This is a genomic window from Nocardioides sp. FY1077, from assembly GCF_058681775.1.
In genome coordinates, this window is the sequence record NZ_JBZWDB010000003.1 from 900,483 (window position 1) to 914,819 (window position 14,337).

The window sequence follows — 14,337 nt, forward strand, 5'->3', positions numbered from 1 at the left end:
GAGTAGAATGAGGGCATGCCCAGCCCCCTCTTTCGCCGTCAGGACGCGTCGACCGACGTGCTCCTGACCGAGGTGTGCGCGCACCGGGAAGCGGCAGATGCCGCCGAGGCGGCGCAGCTGGTGGCAACGGTGAAGTGGGCGGCAGCCAACGAGCTGCAGCCGTACGACGACGTGCTCGAGGACGCAGCGACCGTGCCGGGCACCGACCGCCAGCTGGCGGTCGCCGGAGACGGAGCGCCGCTGGTCTCGGAGTTCGCGGTGGTGGAGCTCGCCGCCGTCTTGGGGGATGAGCAGCGATGCCGGGATGCGGTACATCGGCCACGCCCTGGAGATCGCCCACCGTCTGCCCCGCCTGTGGTCGCGGGTGACCGCGGGTGACGTGCAGGTGTGGCGGGCCCGAAAGGTGGCCGATCAGACGCTCGCGCTGAGCCCGGACGCGGCGGCGTTCGTGGACCGTCACGTCGCACCGGTGGCCTCGAAGATCGGGTTCCGGGCGCTGGACCGGTTGGTCGACGAGGCGATCGTCCGTCACGACCCCGACCAGGCTCGGGTGCGGGCCGCGAAGGCGGCCGACGACCGTTGCTTCGACATCGACACCTCGCAGGTGTCGGTGTTCGGCACCATGCACGTGCAGGGCGAGCTCGACCTCGCCGACGCCCTCGACCTGGACGCCGCCGTGACGAACTGCGCCGCGCAGCTGGCCGACCTGGGATGTCAGGAGTCCCTCGACGCCCGCCGCGCGATGGCGGTCGGGGAGATCGCCCGCGCCCAGACCGCCCTCGACCTGACCCGCGACGACACCGAGGCCGAGCCCACGCCACGCCGACGCCCCGCCCGGCAGGTCGTGCTGCACGTCCACCTCAGTGCGGCCGCCCTTGACGACGACTCCGACCTGCACCTGGCCCGGGTCGAGAGGACCCGCAGCTTCGTGACCGCCGACCAGGTCAAGACCTGGTGCGCCACCAGCGCCACCGTAGTGACCGTCCGCCCGGTCCTCGACCTCGCCGAGCAGCTGCACACCGACGCCTACGAGGTCCCCGACCGACTCCGCGAGCAGGTCGTGCAGCGCGACGGCACCTGCCGCTTCCCCCACTGCACCCGCCCAGCCCGGTCATCCGACGTCGACCACATCACCCCCTACCGGGCACTGTCCGACGGCGGCCCACCCGGCCAGACGTCCACTGCCAACTCGGCGTGCCTGTGCAGACGCCACCACCGGGCCAAGACCCACGACGGCTGGACCTACACCCGCACCGCCGCGTCGACGTATGAATGGACGAGTCCTCACGGGCACCGGTACGCCGTCGACCCGACCGGCACCACCCACCTCACCTGACCGACACCTCTGTCGTTCGGTGGTCGGCAGGGCGCGCTAGCGCCCGTGTCGAAACCCCCGCAGCATGCGCTGGAACGTGCCCTGCGCCAGTCCCGGCGGACGGTTGCTTGCGGCGGTCTCGATACACCTCGTCGCTGGCGCTCCTCGGCACTCGACCACCGAGAGCGCGCCCGTCCGGCCCGGTCCCCTCCGTTGGTTGGGGAGGGCGCGCAGCGCCGGCTCTCCCGTCGGTTGAGCAGGGCGCGCTGGCGCCCGTGTCGAAACCCCCGCAGCCCGGCGCTGGAATCTGCCGCTGTGGAGTCCCAGCGGACAGTTGTGTGGTCTCGATACACCTCGTCGCTGGCGCTCCTCGGCACTCGACCACCGAGGCGGGCGACGGTTCGTTGATCGAGCAGGGCGCGCTAGCGCCCGTGTCGAAATCCCCGGAGCTGGCCCTGGCGGTCCTCGGCACTCGACCACCGAGGCCGCTTGAAGGCGAAAGCCCCTCAGAGGGCCAGGTGCATGACGTGCAGCCCGACCAGGCCGTGGGTGCGGGAGTCGAAGGCGTCGGGGACCGTGCCGACGATGACGAAGCCCAGCGAGCGCCAGAGCGCGACGGCCACGGTGTTGGTCTCGACGACGGCGTTGAACTGGATGGCGCGGTAGCCCTGCTCGCGGTGCCACGCGACGACGTGCTCGCCGAGGCGGCGTCCGACGCCGCGGCCGCGCGCGGCGGGCGACACCATGAACGACGCCGTGCCGACGTGCGCGCCCCGGCCGGGCCGGTTCGGGCCCATCTTGGCGCTGCCCAGCACCTCGCCGTCCTCCTCGAGCACGACGGTGGCCCCTGGCGGCCCGGTCATCCACCAGCCGCGGCCCGTCTCGAGCGTCAGGTCGTCGGGGAAGGCGTAGGTCTCCCCCGCCCGCACGGTCTCGTCGAAGAACGGCCAGATGCGCGGCCAGTCGTCGTCGGTGGCCGGCCGGACCGCCGGGTCGACGGGTCGCGGCTCAGTCACGCGGCGCCCGCACCGTGACGCAGTACGCCGACCCGGCGGGGTCGCGCAGCACCGTCCACTCCTCGCCCTCGTGCACGACCGTGGCCCCGAGGGCGACGTGGCGGCGCACCTCGGCGGGCCGGTCGTCGGTGGCGACGTCGAGGTGTGCCCCCACCTCGGGGGCGTCGTCGGCGAGGCGCTGCAGCAGCACGCGCACGGTCTGGTCGGCGGGGCGCACCAGGTTCGCGAAGCCCGAGGTGTCGGAGCGGTCCGCCAGCTCCCAGCCGGTGAGCGCCGACCAGAACGCCGTCTCGGCGTCCCACAGCCGCGGCGGCACGTCGAGGCAGATCTGGTCGACCAGCGAGCGGTGGCCGCCGGGCCAGGCGACCGGTCGCGTCGGTACGCCCCCGGGATGGCCCACGAAGCAGAACGTGAAGCCGCCGGGCGAGGCGAGCACGACGTAGCCGTGGTGGCTGCGGTGGGCGACCTGCGCGCCGAGGTCGGCGGCGGCCGTCGCGGCCGCGGCGATGTCGGGCACGTGCAGGTCGAGGTGGAGGGTGCTGCCGCCCTCGCGGCGCCGCTGCACCCGCAGGTGGTCGGCACCGTCGCGCGGCACCAGCGTCGCGAACTCCTCGTCCTCCCCCCGCGGCGAGGACACCCGGGAGCCCGAGACCGCCGCCCAGAACTGCACGCCGCGCTCGAAGTCGCCGCCCGCGAGGTCGAGGAAGACGCTCAGCCAGCCGGGGTGGGTGGCGGTGCTCATGCGACCGGGGCGCAGTCGTGGCCGCACGCCGAGCCGTCGGCCGGCACCGCTGCCGCGGCCACCGCCGGCGCGGGCGGCCCGTCGGCGTGCTCGGCGGGACGGTGCAGCACCGCCCCGGTCGGCACCACGCGCACGTCGTCGCCGGTGACCTCGGCCGCACCGTCCACGAGCAGCGTGTAGCCCCGCGCCTGGAGCGGTGGGTAGAGCACGGTGACCGAGGCGGACGCCGTGACGTTGGTCAGCGTGCCGCCGCCCGGGGCGCGCACCAGCAGCACACCGTCGACCAGCTCGGGCTCGACGGTCACCGCCTTCACCCCGGCACGCGTCGAGACGGTGAGCAGGTAGCCGGCGCCGAAGTCGCCGAGCGCGGCCGCCAGGTCGGTGGTGTCCACGGGGATGCTCATGGGGCGAGCCTAGGCCCGACGTCGACCCACCGCTCGCCGGTCACCACGGCCGTCAGCGCGCCCCCGCTCAGCTCGGCCAGCGTCGCGTGCAGGCGGGCCTCGTCGGCCGGCGCCACCCCCAGGCGCAGCACCACCGCCTCGGCCCACCGCGTGTCGAGCACGACCGCCCCACGGGCCCGCAGCTCGCCCTCCACCCGCCCGGCGTCGGCGTGCGGCACCTCGACCTCCAGCTCGTGCAGGAGCGCCCGTCGTACGACGTCGGCCTCGGCGAGGGCGGCGCGCACCGCGTCGCCGTACGCCCGCACCAGCCCGCCGGCGCCCAGCAGGGTGCCGCCGAACCAGCGGGTCACCACCGCGGCGACGTCGCCCAGCCCGGCACCCCGCAGCACCTCCAGCATCGGCGCCCCGGCCGTGCCGCCCGGCTCACCGTCGTCGGAGGAGCGCTCCAGCGGCTGCGGCGGCCCACCCACGACCCACGCCGAGCAGTGGTGCCCGGCGTCGGGGTGGTCGCGGCGGGCGGCATCGACCAGCGCCCGTGCCTCGGCCTCATCGCCGACGCGGGCCACCACGCAGCGGAACCGGGAGCGCCGCACCTCGGTCTCGGCCACCACCGCGCCGGTGAGCGTCAGGTAGCCCGTGCTCACCACAGGCCCACGAGCCCGCCACCGAGGCGCACGACGAACGCCGAGACCACCACGATGAAGAACACCCGCACGAACCCGGTGCCGCGCGACACCGCCGTGCGGGCTCCGACGTAGCCGCCCACGAGGTTGCAGGCACCCATCAGCAGCCCCACCTCCCACAGCACCGCGCCCTGCGGCACGAACACGCACAGCGCAGCGACGTTGGTGGCCCAGTTCGCCATCCGCGCCTTGGCCGAGGCGTCGAGGAACGCGTAGCCGAGCACCCCGACGAGGCCGAAGACGAAGAAGCTGCCGGTGCCGGGCCCGAGCACGCCGTCGTAGAACCCGACGACCAGCCCGATGCCCATCGCCGCCAGCGTGTGGTGGTGGCCCGCGAACCGCAGCGCGGTGACCTCGCCCAGGCGCGGACGCAGCACGACGTAGCCGCCCACCAGCACGAGCGCCACCAGCACGATCGGCTCGAACGCCTCCCGCGGCACCTGCGAGGCCAGCGCGGCGCCGCCCGCCGAGCCCACGAACGCCAGCAGCATCAGCGGCAGGAAGGTGCGGGGGTCGGGGCGCACCCGACGGAAGTACGTGATCGAGCTGACGGTGGTGCCGCAGACCGAGCCGAGCTTGTTGGTGGCCAGGACCTGCACCGGCGAGGCGCCCGGCAGCCCCAGCAGCAGCGCCGGCAGCTGGATCAGCCCGCCCCCGCCCACCACCGCGTCGACGAAACCCGCCGCGAGGGCCGCCAGCCCGAGCAGCAGGTACACCAGCGCGGTCGGGTCCTCCATCCCCGCGATCGTAGGGCCCGCCTGATAGGCAGTGGGCGTGAGGACCCCCCGCCCCGCCCCCCTGCTCCGCGTCGTCCCGGCCGCCCTGCTGTCCGGCGTCCTGACCGCCGCGCTGGCCGCGTGCGGCCAGGACCCGGCCCCCTCGTCGACCCCGTCGGCGTCCAGCCCGTCGACCCCGTCGCCGGACGCCGGGAGCCCGACGGCCGCGCCTGCCGCCGACCAGGAGGCGCTGGCCGCGATCGAGGCGTTGGAGCGCCGCTGGGACTCCCGGGTCGGCGTGCTGGCCGTCGACACCGCCACCGGCGAGACCCTGGCCCACCGCGCCGACGAGCGGTTCGCCTTCGCCTCCACGATCAAGGCGCTGGCGGTGGCGGTGCTCCTGGACCAGAACGACGACGCCGCGCTGGAGGAGGAGGTGGCGGTGGACGCCGCCGACCTCGTCGACCACTCCCCCGTCACCGAGCAGCACGTCGGGCGGGACATCAGCCTGCGCCGGGCCGCCGAGGCGGCACTGCGCGAGAGCGACAACACCGCGGCCAACCTGGTGCTCGACGCGGTCGGTGGGCCCGCCGGGCTGCGCCGGGCGCTGCGCGAGGTCGGCGACGAGGTGACCGACCCGCGCCGCCGCGAGCCGGCGCTCAACACGTTCAGCCCCGGCCGCAGCCGCGACACCACCACGCCCCGGGCGATGGCCGCCACCCTGCAGGCGTACGCCGTCGACGACGCCCTCGCGCCCGCCGACCGGCGGCTGCTGCTGCGCTGGATGTCGGGCAACGCCACCGGCGACACGCTCGTGCGCGCCGGGGTGCCGCAGGACTGGCAGGTGGCCGACAAGTCCGGCGGCGGCGCCGACCACGCCACCCGCAACGACGTCGCCGTGGTCACCCCGCCAGGTCGCGCGCCCCTGGTCGTGGTCGTGATGACCCGCAGCGACGACCCCGCGGCCGAGCACGACGACCGGCTGGTCGCGCAGGCCGCCGCCGTGGTGGCCGGGGCGCTGGCGTGAGCGCCCCGCGCCGGGTGGTGTCGCTGCTGCCGTCGGCCACCGAGATCCTCTTCGCCCTGGGCGCCGGCGAGCAGGTCGTCGGCGTCACCTTCGAGTGCGACCACCCCGCCGAGGCCCGCAGCCGCCGGGTCGTGTCGTCGACGGCGCTGCCGGAGGGCCTCGACCCCGCCGGGATCGACGCCCACGTCGCCGCCGCGGCCGCCCGCGGCGAGGACCTCTACCGCCTCGACGCGGGCGCGCTGGCCGACCTCGACCCCGACCTCGTGGTCACCCAGGACCTCTGCGCCGTCTGCGCCGTCGACGTCGCCAGCGTCGGCGCGGCCCTCGACCACCTCGGCTGCCGCGCCGACGTGGTCACCCTCGACCCCCGCACGCTGGCCGACGTGGTGGCCACCGTCGAGCAGCTGGGGCGGGCCACCGGCCGGCCCGCGGAGGCCGCCGAGCTCACCGCCCGGCTGCGCGCCCGCCTCGCCGGCCTCGCCGACCGGGCGGCGCTACGGCCCGCCGGGCGGCGTCCGCGGGTGGTGGTGCTGGAGTGGACCGACCCGCCGTACGCCCCCGGGCACTGGATCCCCGAGATGGTGGCGCTCGCCGGCGGCGACCCGGTGCTGGGCGCCGCCGGCCAGGTGTCGGTCCGCACGACCTGGGACGACGTCCGCGCGGCCCGCCCGGACGTCGTGGTGGTGGCCCCGTGCGGCTACGACCGCGCCGGGGCCCAGGCCCAGGCCGACCTGCTCGTCGACGCCGGCCTGCTGCCCGACGGGGTGGTGGTGCACGCCGTGGACGCCGACGCCCACTGGGCCCGGCCCGGGCCGCGTCTGCTCGACGGCGTCGAGGAGCTGGCCGCGGTGCTCGACGGGGTGGTCGACGGCACGGGGACCGGTGTCGGTGGCGCCGGGTAGGACTGGCCCCCTGCCACCGCACCGTCCCCGGGAGACCCCGTGACCGCGCCCGACCCCGCGCCCGACCCCGCGCCCGACCTGCCGACCCACACCCGCCGCGGCGAGTGCGTGGTGTGCTTCGTGGCGCGCATGGTCGACGAGCGCGGCTGCGACCACACCCGGCGCTGGGCGGCGCTGTTCCGCGAGCTGCGCTCGCCCACCGCCTCGAGCCTGGAGCGCCGTCTCGCCGACCTCGGTGGTGGCTGCGACTGCGAGGTCGGCGGTGGCGGCTACGTGCTGGCCCGCCACGTGCGGGTGCGCGACCTGCACACCGACGAGCTCGAGCTGCCCGACGAGCCTCCCGACTGCGCCGGCGTGCGGCTTACGTCGACGCGCCCGTGCACCAACTGGGTACGGGCCTCGCAGTGGCGGCGCGAGGGGGGGTGCGGCCTAGTCGCCCACCCACGACCCGCGGCCGCCGCCGAACAGCCCGCCGTAGCCGCCGGACCCGCCCGACCCGCCGGCGCCCCGGTCGCCGCGGCGGTCACCGAGGTAGGAGCCGACCACGGCAGCGCCGAGGTCGTCGAGCTCGGGGGCCACCACCCGTCCGCCGACTCGGCGCGCCATCTGGTCGATGAAGTGGGCCAGGCCGGGGTCCTCGCCGAGGCGGAAGAACGTGGTCTGCGCGCCCAGGCGCAGCGACCCGTCGAGCTCACGCACGGCGTGCGCCACCGTCAGCGGGTGCGGCGGGTAGCTGAAGAACACCTCGCCGTCGGCCTCGAGGTGGGAGGTCGGCTCGCCGTCGGTGACGATCAGCAGCACCGGCTGGGCGTTGGGGTGCTTGCGGAAGTGCCGGTTGGCCAGCAGCAGCGCGTGGTGCAGGTTGGTGCCCTTGTCCCACATCGCGTCGAGCGCGGTGAGCTCCTCGATGTCCATCACCCGCGCGCTGCGCCCGAAGCCGATGAGCTGCAGGTGGTCGCCGCGGAAGCGGCTGCGGATCAGCGTGTGCAGCGCCAGCGCGGTGCGCTTCATCGGCACCCACCGCCCGTCCATCGCCATCGAGAACGACGTGTCGACCAGCAGCGCCACCGCCGCCTGGGTGCGGGCCTCGGTCTCCTGCACCTCCACGTCGTCGATGCTCAGCCGCACCCCGTCGGCCGTCGACCCGCCCTCGGCCACGGTGCGCAGCACGGCGTTGGTGACCGTGCGGGTCACGTCCCACGGCTCGGTGTCGCCGAAGGCCCACTCGCGGGTGGCGCCGGAGCGCTCGCCGGAGGCACCGGCGCGGTCCATGTCGCGCTGGCCCTGGCGCCCCGACATCCGCGCTGCGACGTCGCGCAGCAGCGCCTTGCCGAGCTGCCGCATCGCCTTGGGGGTGAGCTTCAGCTGGCCGTCGGAGCCGCGCTGCAGGGTGCCGGAGTCGCGCAGCGCGCGCTCGAGCTCGGTGAGCGTGCGGGCGTCGACCGCGGCGGCGTCCCCGAGCTGCTTGGCCAGCAGGTCGAGGTCGAGGTCGTCCATCCGGGCGCCGCCGTAGGACTGCGCGAGCTGCTCGGCCAGCGCGTCGAGGTCGGCGAGGTCCTGGAACGCACCGGTCCCGTCGCCGAGGCCGAGGCCCTCCTGGCCGTCGAGCTGCTCCGAGCCGCCCCAGTCCTCGCCGGGTCGCAGCGCCTGCAGCGCGCCGTCGAGCTGGGCGAGCTGCTCGGTGAGCTCGGGCGAGCCGAACGCCTGCGCGGCCAGCGCGTCGAGCTCGTCGCGCTGCTCCTGGGTCATTGAGTTGCGCATCCGCTGGGCGGCGGCCGCGCGCTGGGCCAGGGAGTCGAGCAGCTCGTCGACGTCGCGCGGGCCCTCGGGGAAGAACTCGCCGTGGTCGGCCATGAACTCGGCGAAGTCCTCGTCGGTGTCGACCCCGCGGCGGTGCTTGTCGAGCAGCTCGTTGAGGTCGGCCAGCATCCGGGCCACCGCCGCCCGGTCGTCGTCGGTGGCGTTCTCCAGGGCCTGCTTCATGCCGGCGAAGCGCTGGTCGAGCAGCTCGCGCCCGAGCAGGTCCTTGATCGACTCGTAGGCCTCCCGCGCCTCGCGCGACTGCCAGTCGTACGACGCCAGCTCGCTCACCGCGGCGGCCGGGCTGGGCGGCAGGTTCTCCAGCTGCATCTCGCGGAACGCGCGGTCGGCGTCGTCCATCGTGACGTCGCGGGCCAGCTGGCCGCGCTCGGCGAGCACGGCGCGGTCGAGCAGCTCGCGCACCTCCTGCATGGTGCCGTCGAGGGAGTGGCGCGAGAGCAGGTCGCGGCGCTTCTCCGCCACCTGGCGCGCGAGGTCGTCGAGACCCTGCTGGTCCTGCCCGCCGCGGCGCAGGAACTCGCGCATCGCGCGCTCCGGGGAGTAACCGGCCATCACGTCCTCGCCGATGGCGTCGAGGGCCTCGGCGAGGTCGACGGGCGGCGCGAGCGGGTCGGGGCCGCCGTCGTAGCGGGCGTAGCGCGACGCCCGCCGCTGGGTCCACCGGTCAGCCATAGACGGTCTCCCCGCCGCCGGACTCCTTGCTCACCTTGCGGGCGAGGTAGAGCCCCTCGAGGGCCAGCTCGATCGCGCCGGCCCGCTGGCCGTCGGTGGTGGCGTCGAGCCGGGCGCAGATGTCGTCGTAGAGCTCCGACTCCCCCAGCGACGGCAGGCCGGTGAGGAAGTCGCGCGCGGTGACCTGCTCGCCGGTGGTCACCATCACGCCGCGCTCGAGGGCGTCGACGAGCACGGTGAGGTCGAGACCGCGGAAGTGCGCCCGCACGGTCTCGGCGGTGGCGGTGCGCAGCAGGTGGGTGAGGACCTCGTCCTCGCGGCCCTCCTCGCCCGACTCGAACTCGATCTTGCCGCCGAGCACGTCGACGGCGGTCTCCAGGTCGACCGGGCGGGCGACGGCGTCGTCCTCGCCCTGCGACACCGCGCGGTGGATGGCCGCGGCGGCGATGGTCTCGGCGCCGGCGATGGCGAAGCGGGCCGAGACGCCGGAGCGCTGGTCCACCGAGGTGGAGCCGCGCAGGTGGCGGGTGAAACGGGCCAGGATCTCGACCAGGTGGTCGGGCACCTCGGCCACCAGCTCGGCCTCCTGGCGGATCACCGCCACCTCGTCGACCAGCTCGGTCGGGTAGTGGGTGCGGATCTCGGCGCCGAAGCGGTCCTTGAGCGGGGTGATGATGCGCCCGCGGTTGGTGTAGTCCTCGGGGTTGGCGCTGGCCACGACGAGGGTGTCGAGCGGCAGGCGCAGCACGTAGCCGCGGATCTGGATGTCGCGCTCCTCCATCACGTTGAGCATCGCGACCTGGATGCGCTCGGCGAGGTCGGGCAGCTCGTTGATGGCCACGATGCCGCGGTGGCTGCGCGGGATGAGCCCGAAGTGGATGGTCTCGGGGTCGCCCAGCGAGCGGCCCTCGGCGACCTTCATCGGGTCGACGTCGCCGATCAGGTCGGCGACGCTGGTGTCGGGGGTGGCCAGCTTCTCGGCGTACCGCTCGTCGCGGTGGCGCCAGGCGATGGGCAGGTCGTCGCCGAGCTCGGCGGCCCGGCGCCGCGAGCCCACGGTGATCGGCTCGAAGGGGTGCTCGCCGAGCTCGGAGCCAGCGATGACCGGTGTCCACTCGTCGAGCAGGCCCACCATGGTGCGCAGCAGGCGGGTCTTGCCCTGGCCCCGCTCGCCGAGCAGGACGATGTCGTGGCCGGCGATCAGCGCCCGCTCGAGCTGGGGGATCACGGTCGACTCGAAGCCGTGCAGGCCCGGCCACGGGTCGCGGCCCTCGCGGAGGGCTGCGAGGAGGTTGTCGCGGATCTCGGCGCGCAGGGTGCGGTGCTCGTGGCCCGAGGCCCGGAGCTCGCCGACGGTGGTGGAGGTGGGTGCAGACGTCACGTCGCCACGCTACTGACGAGCCGCAACCGGTCGGGGCCGCTAGCCTGCCCGGGTGACCACGGCCCTGGTGATCCTCGTCGGGGCCCTCGCGGTCGCGGTCGGCGTGCTCGCCGTGCTCCTGGCCCGGGCCCGCCGCGCGAGGGACGACGCCCGTGCCCGGGTGGCGGTGCTCGAGGCCGACCTCGCGGCCGCCCTGCGCCCCCGGCCGGCCGCCAGCCCCGCCGAGCGCGCCGTGCGCCGCGTCGTCCGCACGACCACCCGGCTGCGCGAGCAGGGCGTCGCCGGGCTGCTCCAGTCGTCGTTGGAGGACCTGACGACCTGGGCCACCGAGCAGCGGCAGAGCATCGCCAGCATGGCCGACGCCGAGGGCCGGGTCACGCTGTTCTTCTCCGACATCGAGGGCTCCACGCGGCTCAACGAGCGCCTCGGCGACGCCACCTGGGTGCGCGTGCTCGCCGCCCACGACACCGTGCTGCGCGACCAGGTCGCGCGCTACCGGGGCCAGGTCGTCAAGACCGCCGGCGACGGCTTCATGGTCGCCTTCCGCGACCCCGAGGCGGCCTGCCGGGCCGCGGTGCGCGTGCAGCGCGAGCTGGGGCGCTCGCTCGACCCACGGCTGCGCCTGGTGGCGCCGGTGCGGGTGCGCATCGGGGTGCACACCGGCGTGGTCGTGGCCCGCGACGGCGACTACTTCGGCCGCAACGTCGCGCTGGCCGCCCGCATCGCCGACACCGCCGAGGGCGGGGAGGTGCTGGCCAGCGGCGCCGTGCGGGCCGCCCTCGACGACGACGCCGCCGTGCGCCTCGTCGCGGCGGGCGAGGCGGAGCTCAAGGGCCTGCCCGGACCCCACGCCCTCTGGCGGGTGCTCGCCCGCACGGACGCCGGATGAGCCCGGCCCCGCTGCGCTCGCCGTGCCCCTGCGGCAGCGGCACGCCGTACGACGCCTGCTGCGGCCGCCTGCACCGCGGGGCGGAGCGCGCCGCGACCGCGCTGGAGCTGATGCGGGCGCGCTACTCCGCCTTCGCGGTGGGCGACGCCGACTACCTCTTCCGCACCTGGCACCCCCGCACGCGCCCCGACGACGTCACCCCCGACCCCGCCACCCGGTGGACGCGCCTCGACGTGGTCGGCCACGGCGACGACTGGGTGGAGTTCGTGGCCCACCACGAGCGGGGCGGACGCGCCGGCACGCAGCACGAGCGCAGCCGCTTCACCCGGCGGGCCGGGCGCTGGGTCTACGTCGACGGCACGCCCGGGCCCTGACCCCGCTCATCCGTCACCGCGAGCACGTCGGCGAGCACGTCGTCCCACTCGGCCGGACCCACCTCGTCACCACGACGCGACCCGATCGCCCGCAGCAGCGCGGCCCGCAGCAGCGCCTGGCCGTCCGCCCCGTCGATACGGCGCGCGAGGCGACGTCGGTCGCCGCCGGGCCACGCGGCGAGGTCGACCTCGGCCACGGCCTCGGCCCAGCGCGGCGCCCGCCAGGCCGGCACGACGTCGAGCACCACCGGCGCACCCGCGGGGTCGACAAGCACGCTGCCGGCGAGGTCGACGTGCACCAGCTGGTCGGCGCCCGGCGCGGACCCGTCGAGGAGGGCGGCGGCGCGGGCGAGCAGGTCACGGCGTGCGGGCGCGAGGGTCCCGACGGCGGCGTCGAGCGCCGCCCGCGGACCGTGCACCAGGCGCTCCGCGGCGGCCCAGCGGCCCCCGCGCCCGGTCACCGCCGGGGGCGCCTGCGCGACCTCCGCGGCCAGCCGTGCGTGCAGCAGCCGGCCCGCGGCCAGCGTGAGCGCCGGGTGGGTGACGACAGCGCTGCCCGGCTCCCAGCGGCAAGCGGCCCAGCCGTCGACCACCCACGACCCGTCGCGGGCCGGCACCGGCACGGCCAGGCGCAGGTCGTGGGGCTCCCGGTCGGGACGCTCGTCGAGGCGTACGGCGAGGCGCGCCACCAGCGGGCTCAGCCATGCCTGCACCTCGGGGTCGCGGCCCGGCGCCAGCACCAGGTCGCCCGCGACGACCCGGGAGCGCCCGCCCGGCAGCGGCTCGACGGCGTCGGGCACGGCGAACAGGTCGAGCACCTCGGCCGGGGGTGGGGTGGGCACCGCACGGAGGCTAGCGGGCGGGCGCCGGGCAGGATGGGCCGGTGACCGCCGTGAGCCTGCGTCCCCGCGACGCCGCCGACCTGCCGCGCCTGGCCGAGGTGCTCGCCGCCCAGCAGCCGACCTCGCGCTACCCGATGCGCTGGCCGCTGCCGTTCCCCGTGGAGCGGTTCGTCGTGCGCGCCGGTGAGCGCACGGCCTGGGTGGCCGAGCGCGACGGGGTGGTCGTGGGCCACGTCGCGGTCACCGAGGTGCCCGACGACCTGGCGGCGGCCTTCGGCGCGGTCGACCGGCCCGCGGCCATGGTGGCGGTGCTCTTCGCCGACGTCTCCGAGCAGGGACGCGGCACCGGCGGGCTGCTGCTCGACACCGCCGTCGACGCGATCCGCGCCGCCGGCGACCGGCCCGTGCTCGACGTCGCCCCCGCGCACGCGAGGGCGCTCGCGGTCTACCGGCGCCGTGGCTGGCGCGAGGTGGGCGCCACCCGGCCGGCCTGGCTGCCGGCCGGGGAGCCCCCGCTGCTGCTCATGGAGCTGCCGGACGTCGGCTAGGCGACGAAGCCCTCCTCGCGCAGCCACTCCTCGGCCACGTCGGCGGCCTCGCGACCCTCCACGTCGACCTGCGCGTTGAGCTCGAGCAGGACCTCGTCGGTGAGCGCCTCGGCCACCGGCTCGACCAGCTCGGCCACCTCCGGGTGGTCCTTCAGCAGCTGCTCCCCCGCGACCAGCGAGATGTTGTAGTTCGGGAAATACGACCGGTCGTCCTCGAGCACGGTGAGGTCGAGGGCCAGGATGCGCCCGTCGGTGGTGAACACCTCGCCGAAGCTGCAGTCGCCCTCCGACGTCGCCTCGTAGATGGCGCCGGTCTGGTAGAGCCCGATGTTGTCGTCGGGGGTGCCCTGGGCCTCGCCGCGCGGGACGTCGTAGGTCTTGAGCATGCCCGGCAGCCCGTCGGGCCGGTTCTCGAACTCCGACTCGACGCAGAACGTGCGGTCCTCGACCGGGACGTCCTGGATCTCGGAGAGCTTGGTGATGCCCAGCCGCTCGGCGGTCTCGGGGTTCATCGCGAACCCGTAGGTGTTGTTGGCCGGGGTCGGCGGCAGCCACACCAGGCCGTTCTCCTCCAGGTCGAGCTCGCGCACCGCCTCGTACTGCTCCTCGGTGCCCTTCACGGGCTTGTCCTGGCCCAGGTAGCTGATCCAGCCGGTGCCGGTGTACTCCCACATGACGTCGATGTCGCCCTGGATCTGCGCCTGGCGCGCGGAGTTGCTGCCCGGGATGTTGGTGAGGTCGGTGACCTCGGCCCCGGCGGCCTTGAACAGGATCAGCGTGATCTTGCCGAGCAGGATGTTCTCGGTGAAGTTCTTCGAGCCCACCGCGATCTCGGTGCCCTCCAGCGACACGTCGGCCAGCGGTCCGTCGAGCGTGGCGTCGGGCACGTAGCCACCGGCGGTGCCGAGACCGCAGCCGGCGGGCACGGCGAGCGCGGCGACGGCGAGGCCCGCGGCGAGCAGGCGGGCGGGACGACGGGTCGGACGGGTTCGGGTGCGGGACACC

16 protein-coding genes and 1 pseudogene are annotated in these 14,337 nt (G+C 75.6%); 8 read left to right on the forward strand and 9 right to left on the reverse strand.

Features of this window, described 5'->3' with window-relative positions:
• The first annotated feature begins 15 nt into the window (after window positions 1–15).
• Together AC4OR8_RS13850 and AC4OR8_RS13855 are read left to right on the forward strand one after the other, a co-directional pair.
• Window positions 16–378, forward strand: coding sequence for a hypothetical protein (locus tag AC4OR8_RS13850; protein WP_492166146.1), 363 nt, complete (start codon window positions 16–18; stop codon window positions 376–378).
• Window positions 287–1,336 (forward strand): HNH endonuclease signature motif containing protein, encoded by a 1,050-nt coding sequence (locus AC4OR8_RS13855; RefSeq protein ID WP_492166147.1) that lies wholly within the window; start codon window positions 287–289, stop codon window positions 1,334–1,336. Before AC4OR8_RS13850 ends, AC4OR8_RS13855 begins: the two co-directional genes overlap by 92 nt.
• A gap of 485 nt (window positions 1,337–1,821) precedes the next feature.
• On the opposite strand, the gene AC4OR8_RS13860 is transcribed toward AC4OR8_RS13855, so the two are convergent.
• The 5 genes from AC4OR8_RS13860 to AC4OR8_RS13880 are packed head-to-tail and all read right to left on the reverse strand — an operon-like array spanning window position 1,822 to window position 4,897.
• Window positions 1,822–2,331: a GNAT family N-acetyltransferase gene (locus tag AC4OR8_RS13860; RefSeq protein ID WP_492166148.1), complete on the reverse strand. Its 510-nt coding sequence runs from the start codon at window positions 2,329–2,331 to the stop codon at window positions 1,822–1,824.
• On the reverse strand, window positions 2,324–3,073 hold the full coding sequence (locus AC4OR8_RS13865; protein ID WP_492166149.1) for a VOC family protein: 750 nt from the start codon (window positions 3,071–3,073) through the stop codon (window positions 2,324–2,326). Before AC4OR8_RS13865 ends, AC4OR8_RS13860 begins: the two co-directional genes overlap by 8 nt.
• Window positions 3,070–3,477, reverse strand: a complete 408-nt coding sequence (locus AC4OR8_RS13870) for a pyridoxamine 5'-phosphate oxidase (protein WP_492166150.1) — start codon at window positions 3,475–3,477, stop codon at window positions 3,070–3,072. The genes AC4OR8_RS13865 and AC4OR8_RS13870 overlap by 4 nt, the downstream gene beginning before the upstream one ends.
• On the reverse strand, window positions 3,474–4,121 hold the full coding sequence (locus AC4OR8_RS13875; protein WP_492166151.1) for an IMPACT family protein: 648 nt from the start codon (window positions 4,119–4,121) through the stop codon (window positions 3,474–3,476). Before AC4OR8_RS13875 ends, AC4OR8_RS13870 begins: the two co-directional genes overlap by 4 nt.
• A complete protein-coding gene (locus AC4OR8_RS13880; protein ID WP_492166152.1) occupies window positions 4,118–4,897 on the reverse strand; it encodes a TSUP family transporter in 780 nt (259 codons plus the stop codon). The genes AC4OR8_RS13875 and AC4OR8_RS13880 overlap by 4 nt, the downstream gene beginning before the upstream one ends.
• 37 nt (window positions 4,898–4,934) lie before the next feature.
• Here AC4OR8_RS13880 and bla point away from each other — a divergent pair, with 37 nt between their 5' ends.
• The 3 genes and pseudogenes from bla to AC4OR8_RS13895 form a co-directional block, all read left to right on the forward strand.
• Window positions 4,935–5,903 carry a class A beta-lactamase gene (bla, locus tag AC4OR8_RS13885; RefSeq protein ID WP_492166153.1) on the forward strand — a complete coding sequence of 323 codons (969 nt, stop codon included), beginning with the start codon at window positions 4,935–4,937 and terminating at the stop codon, window positions 5,901–5,903.
• Window positions 5,900–6,805 carry a cobalamin-binding protein gene (locus AC4OR8_RS13890; protein WP_492166154.1) on the forward strand — a complete coding sequence of 302 codons (906 nt, stop codon included), beginning with the start codon at window positions 5,900–5,902 and terminating at the stop codon, window positions 6,803–6,805. The genes bla and AC4OR8_RS13890 overlap by 4 nt, the downstream gene beginning before the upstream one ends.
• Before the next feature lie 120 nt (window positions 6,806–6,925).
• Window positions 6,926–7,051 (forward strand): annotated as a pseudogene (locus AC4OR8_RS13895) (DUF2695 domain-containing protein); the annotation flags it as partial.
• Between the two features lie 183 nt (window positions 7,052–7,234).
• Here the strand turns inward: AC4OR8_RS13895 and AC4OR8_RS13900 are convergent.
• Window positions 7,235–9,298: a vWA domain-containing protein gene (locus tag AC4OR8_RS13900; protein ID WP_492166155.1), complete on the reverse strand. Its 2,064-nt coding sequence runs from the start codon at window positions 9,296–9,298 to the stop codon at window positions 7,235–7,237.
• Window positions 9,291–10,679 carry a P-loop NTPase family protein gene (locus tag AC4OR8_RS13905; RefSeq protein WP_492166156.1) on the reverse strand — a complete coding sequence of 463 codons (1,389 nt, stop codon included), beginning with the start codon at window positions 10,677–10,679 and terminating at the stop codon, window positions 9,291–9,293. Before AC4OR8_RS13905 ends, AC4OR8_RS13900 begins: the two co-directional genes overlap by 8 nt.
• A gap of 52 nt (window positions 10,680–10,731) precedes the next feature.
• Between AC4OR8_RS13905 and AC4OR8_RS13910 the strand changes: the two genes are divergently transcribed.
• A complete protein-coding gene (locus AC4OR8_RS13910; RefSeq protein WP_492166157.1) occupies window positions 10,732–11,568 on the forward strand; it encodes an adenylate/guanylate cyclase domain-containing protein in 837 nt (278 codons plus the stop codon).
• The gene (locus AC4OR8_RS13915) at window positions 11,565–11,942 is read left to right on the forward strand and encodes a YchJ family protein (RefSeq protein WP_492166158.1); all 378 of its coding nucleotides are present in this window, start codon (window positions 11,565–11,567) and stop codon (window positions 11,940–11,942) included. Before AC4OR8_RS13910 ends, AC4OR8_RS13915 begins: the two co-directional genes overlap by 4 nt.
• Here the strand turns inward: AC4OR8_RS13915 and AC4OR8_RS13920 are convergent.
• The gene (locus AC4OR8_RS13920; RefSeq protein ID WP_492166159.1) at window positions 11,915–12,784 is read right to left on the reverse strand and encodes a hypothetical protein; all 870 of its coding nucleotides are present in this window, start codon (window positions 12,782–12,784) and stop codon (window positions 11,915–11,917) included. The genes AC4OR8_RS13915 and AC4OR8_RS13920 overlap by 28 nt on opposite strands.
• 41 nt (window positions 12,785–12,825) lie before the next feature.
• Between AC4OR8_RS13920 and AC4OR8_RS13925 the strand changes: the two genes are divergently transcribed.
• The gene (locus tag AC4OR8_RS13925; protein ID WP_492166160.1) at window positions 12,826–13,332 is read left to right on the forward strand and encodes a GNAT family N-acetyltransferase; all 507 of its coding nucleotides are present in this window, start codon (window positions 12,826–12,828) and stop codon (window positions 13,330–13,332) included.
• On the opposite strand, the gene AC4OR8_RS13930 is transcribed toward AC4OR8_RS13925, so the two are convergent.
• Window positions 13,329–14,336 carry a glycine betaine ABC transporter substrate-binding protein gene (locus AC4OR8_RS13930; RefSeq protein ID WP_492166161.1) on the reverse strand — a complete coding sequence of 336 codons (1,008 nt, stop codon included), beginning with the start codon at window positions 14,334–14,336 and terminating at the stop codon, window positions 13,329–13,331. The two genes, AC4OR8_RS13925 and AC4OR8_RS13930, sit on opposite strands and share 4 nt — an antisense overlap.
• Between the last annotated feature and the right edge of the window lies 1 nt (window position 14,337).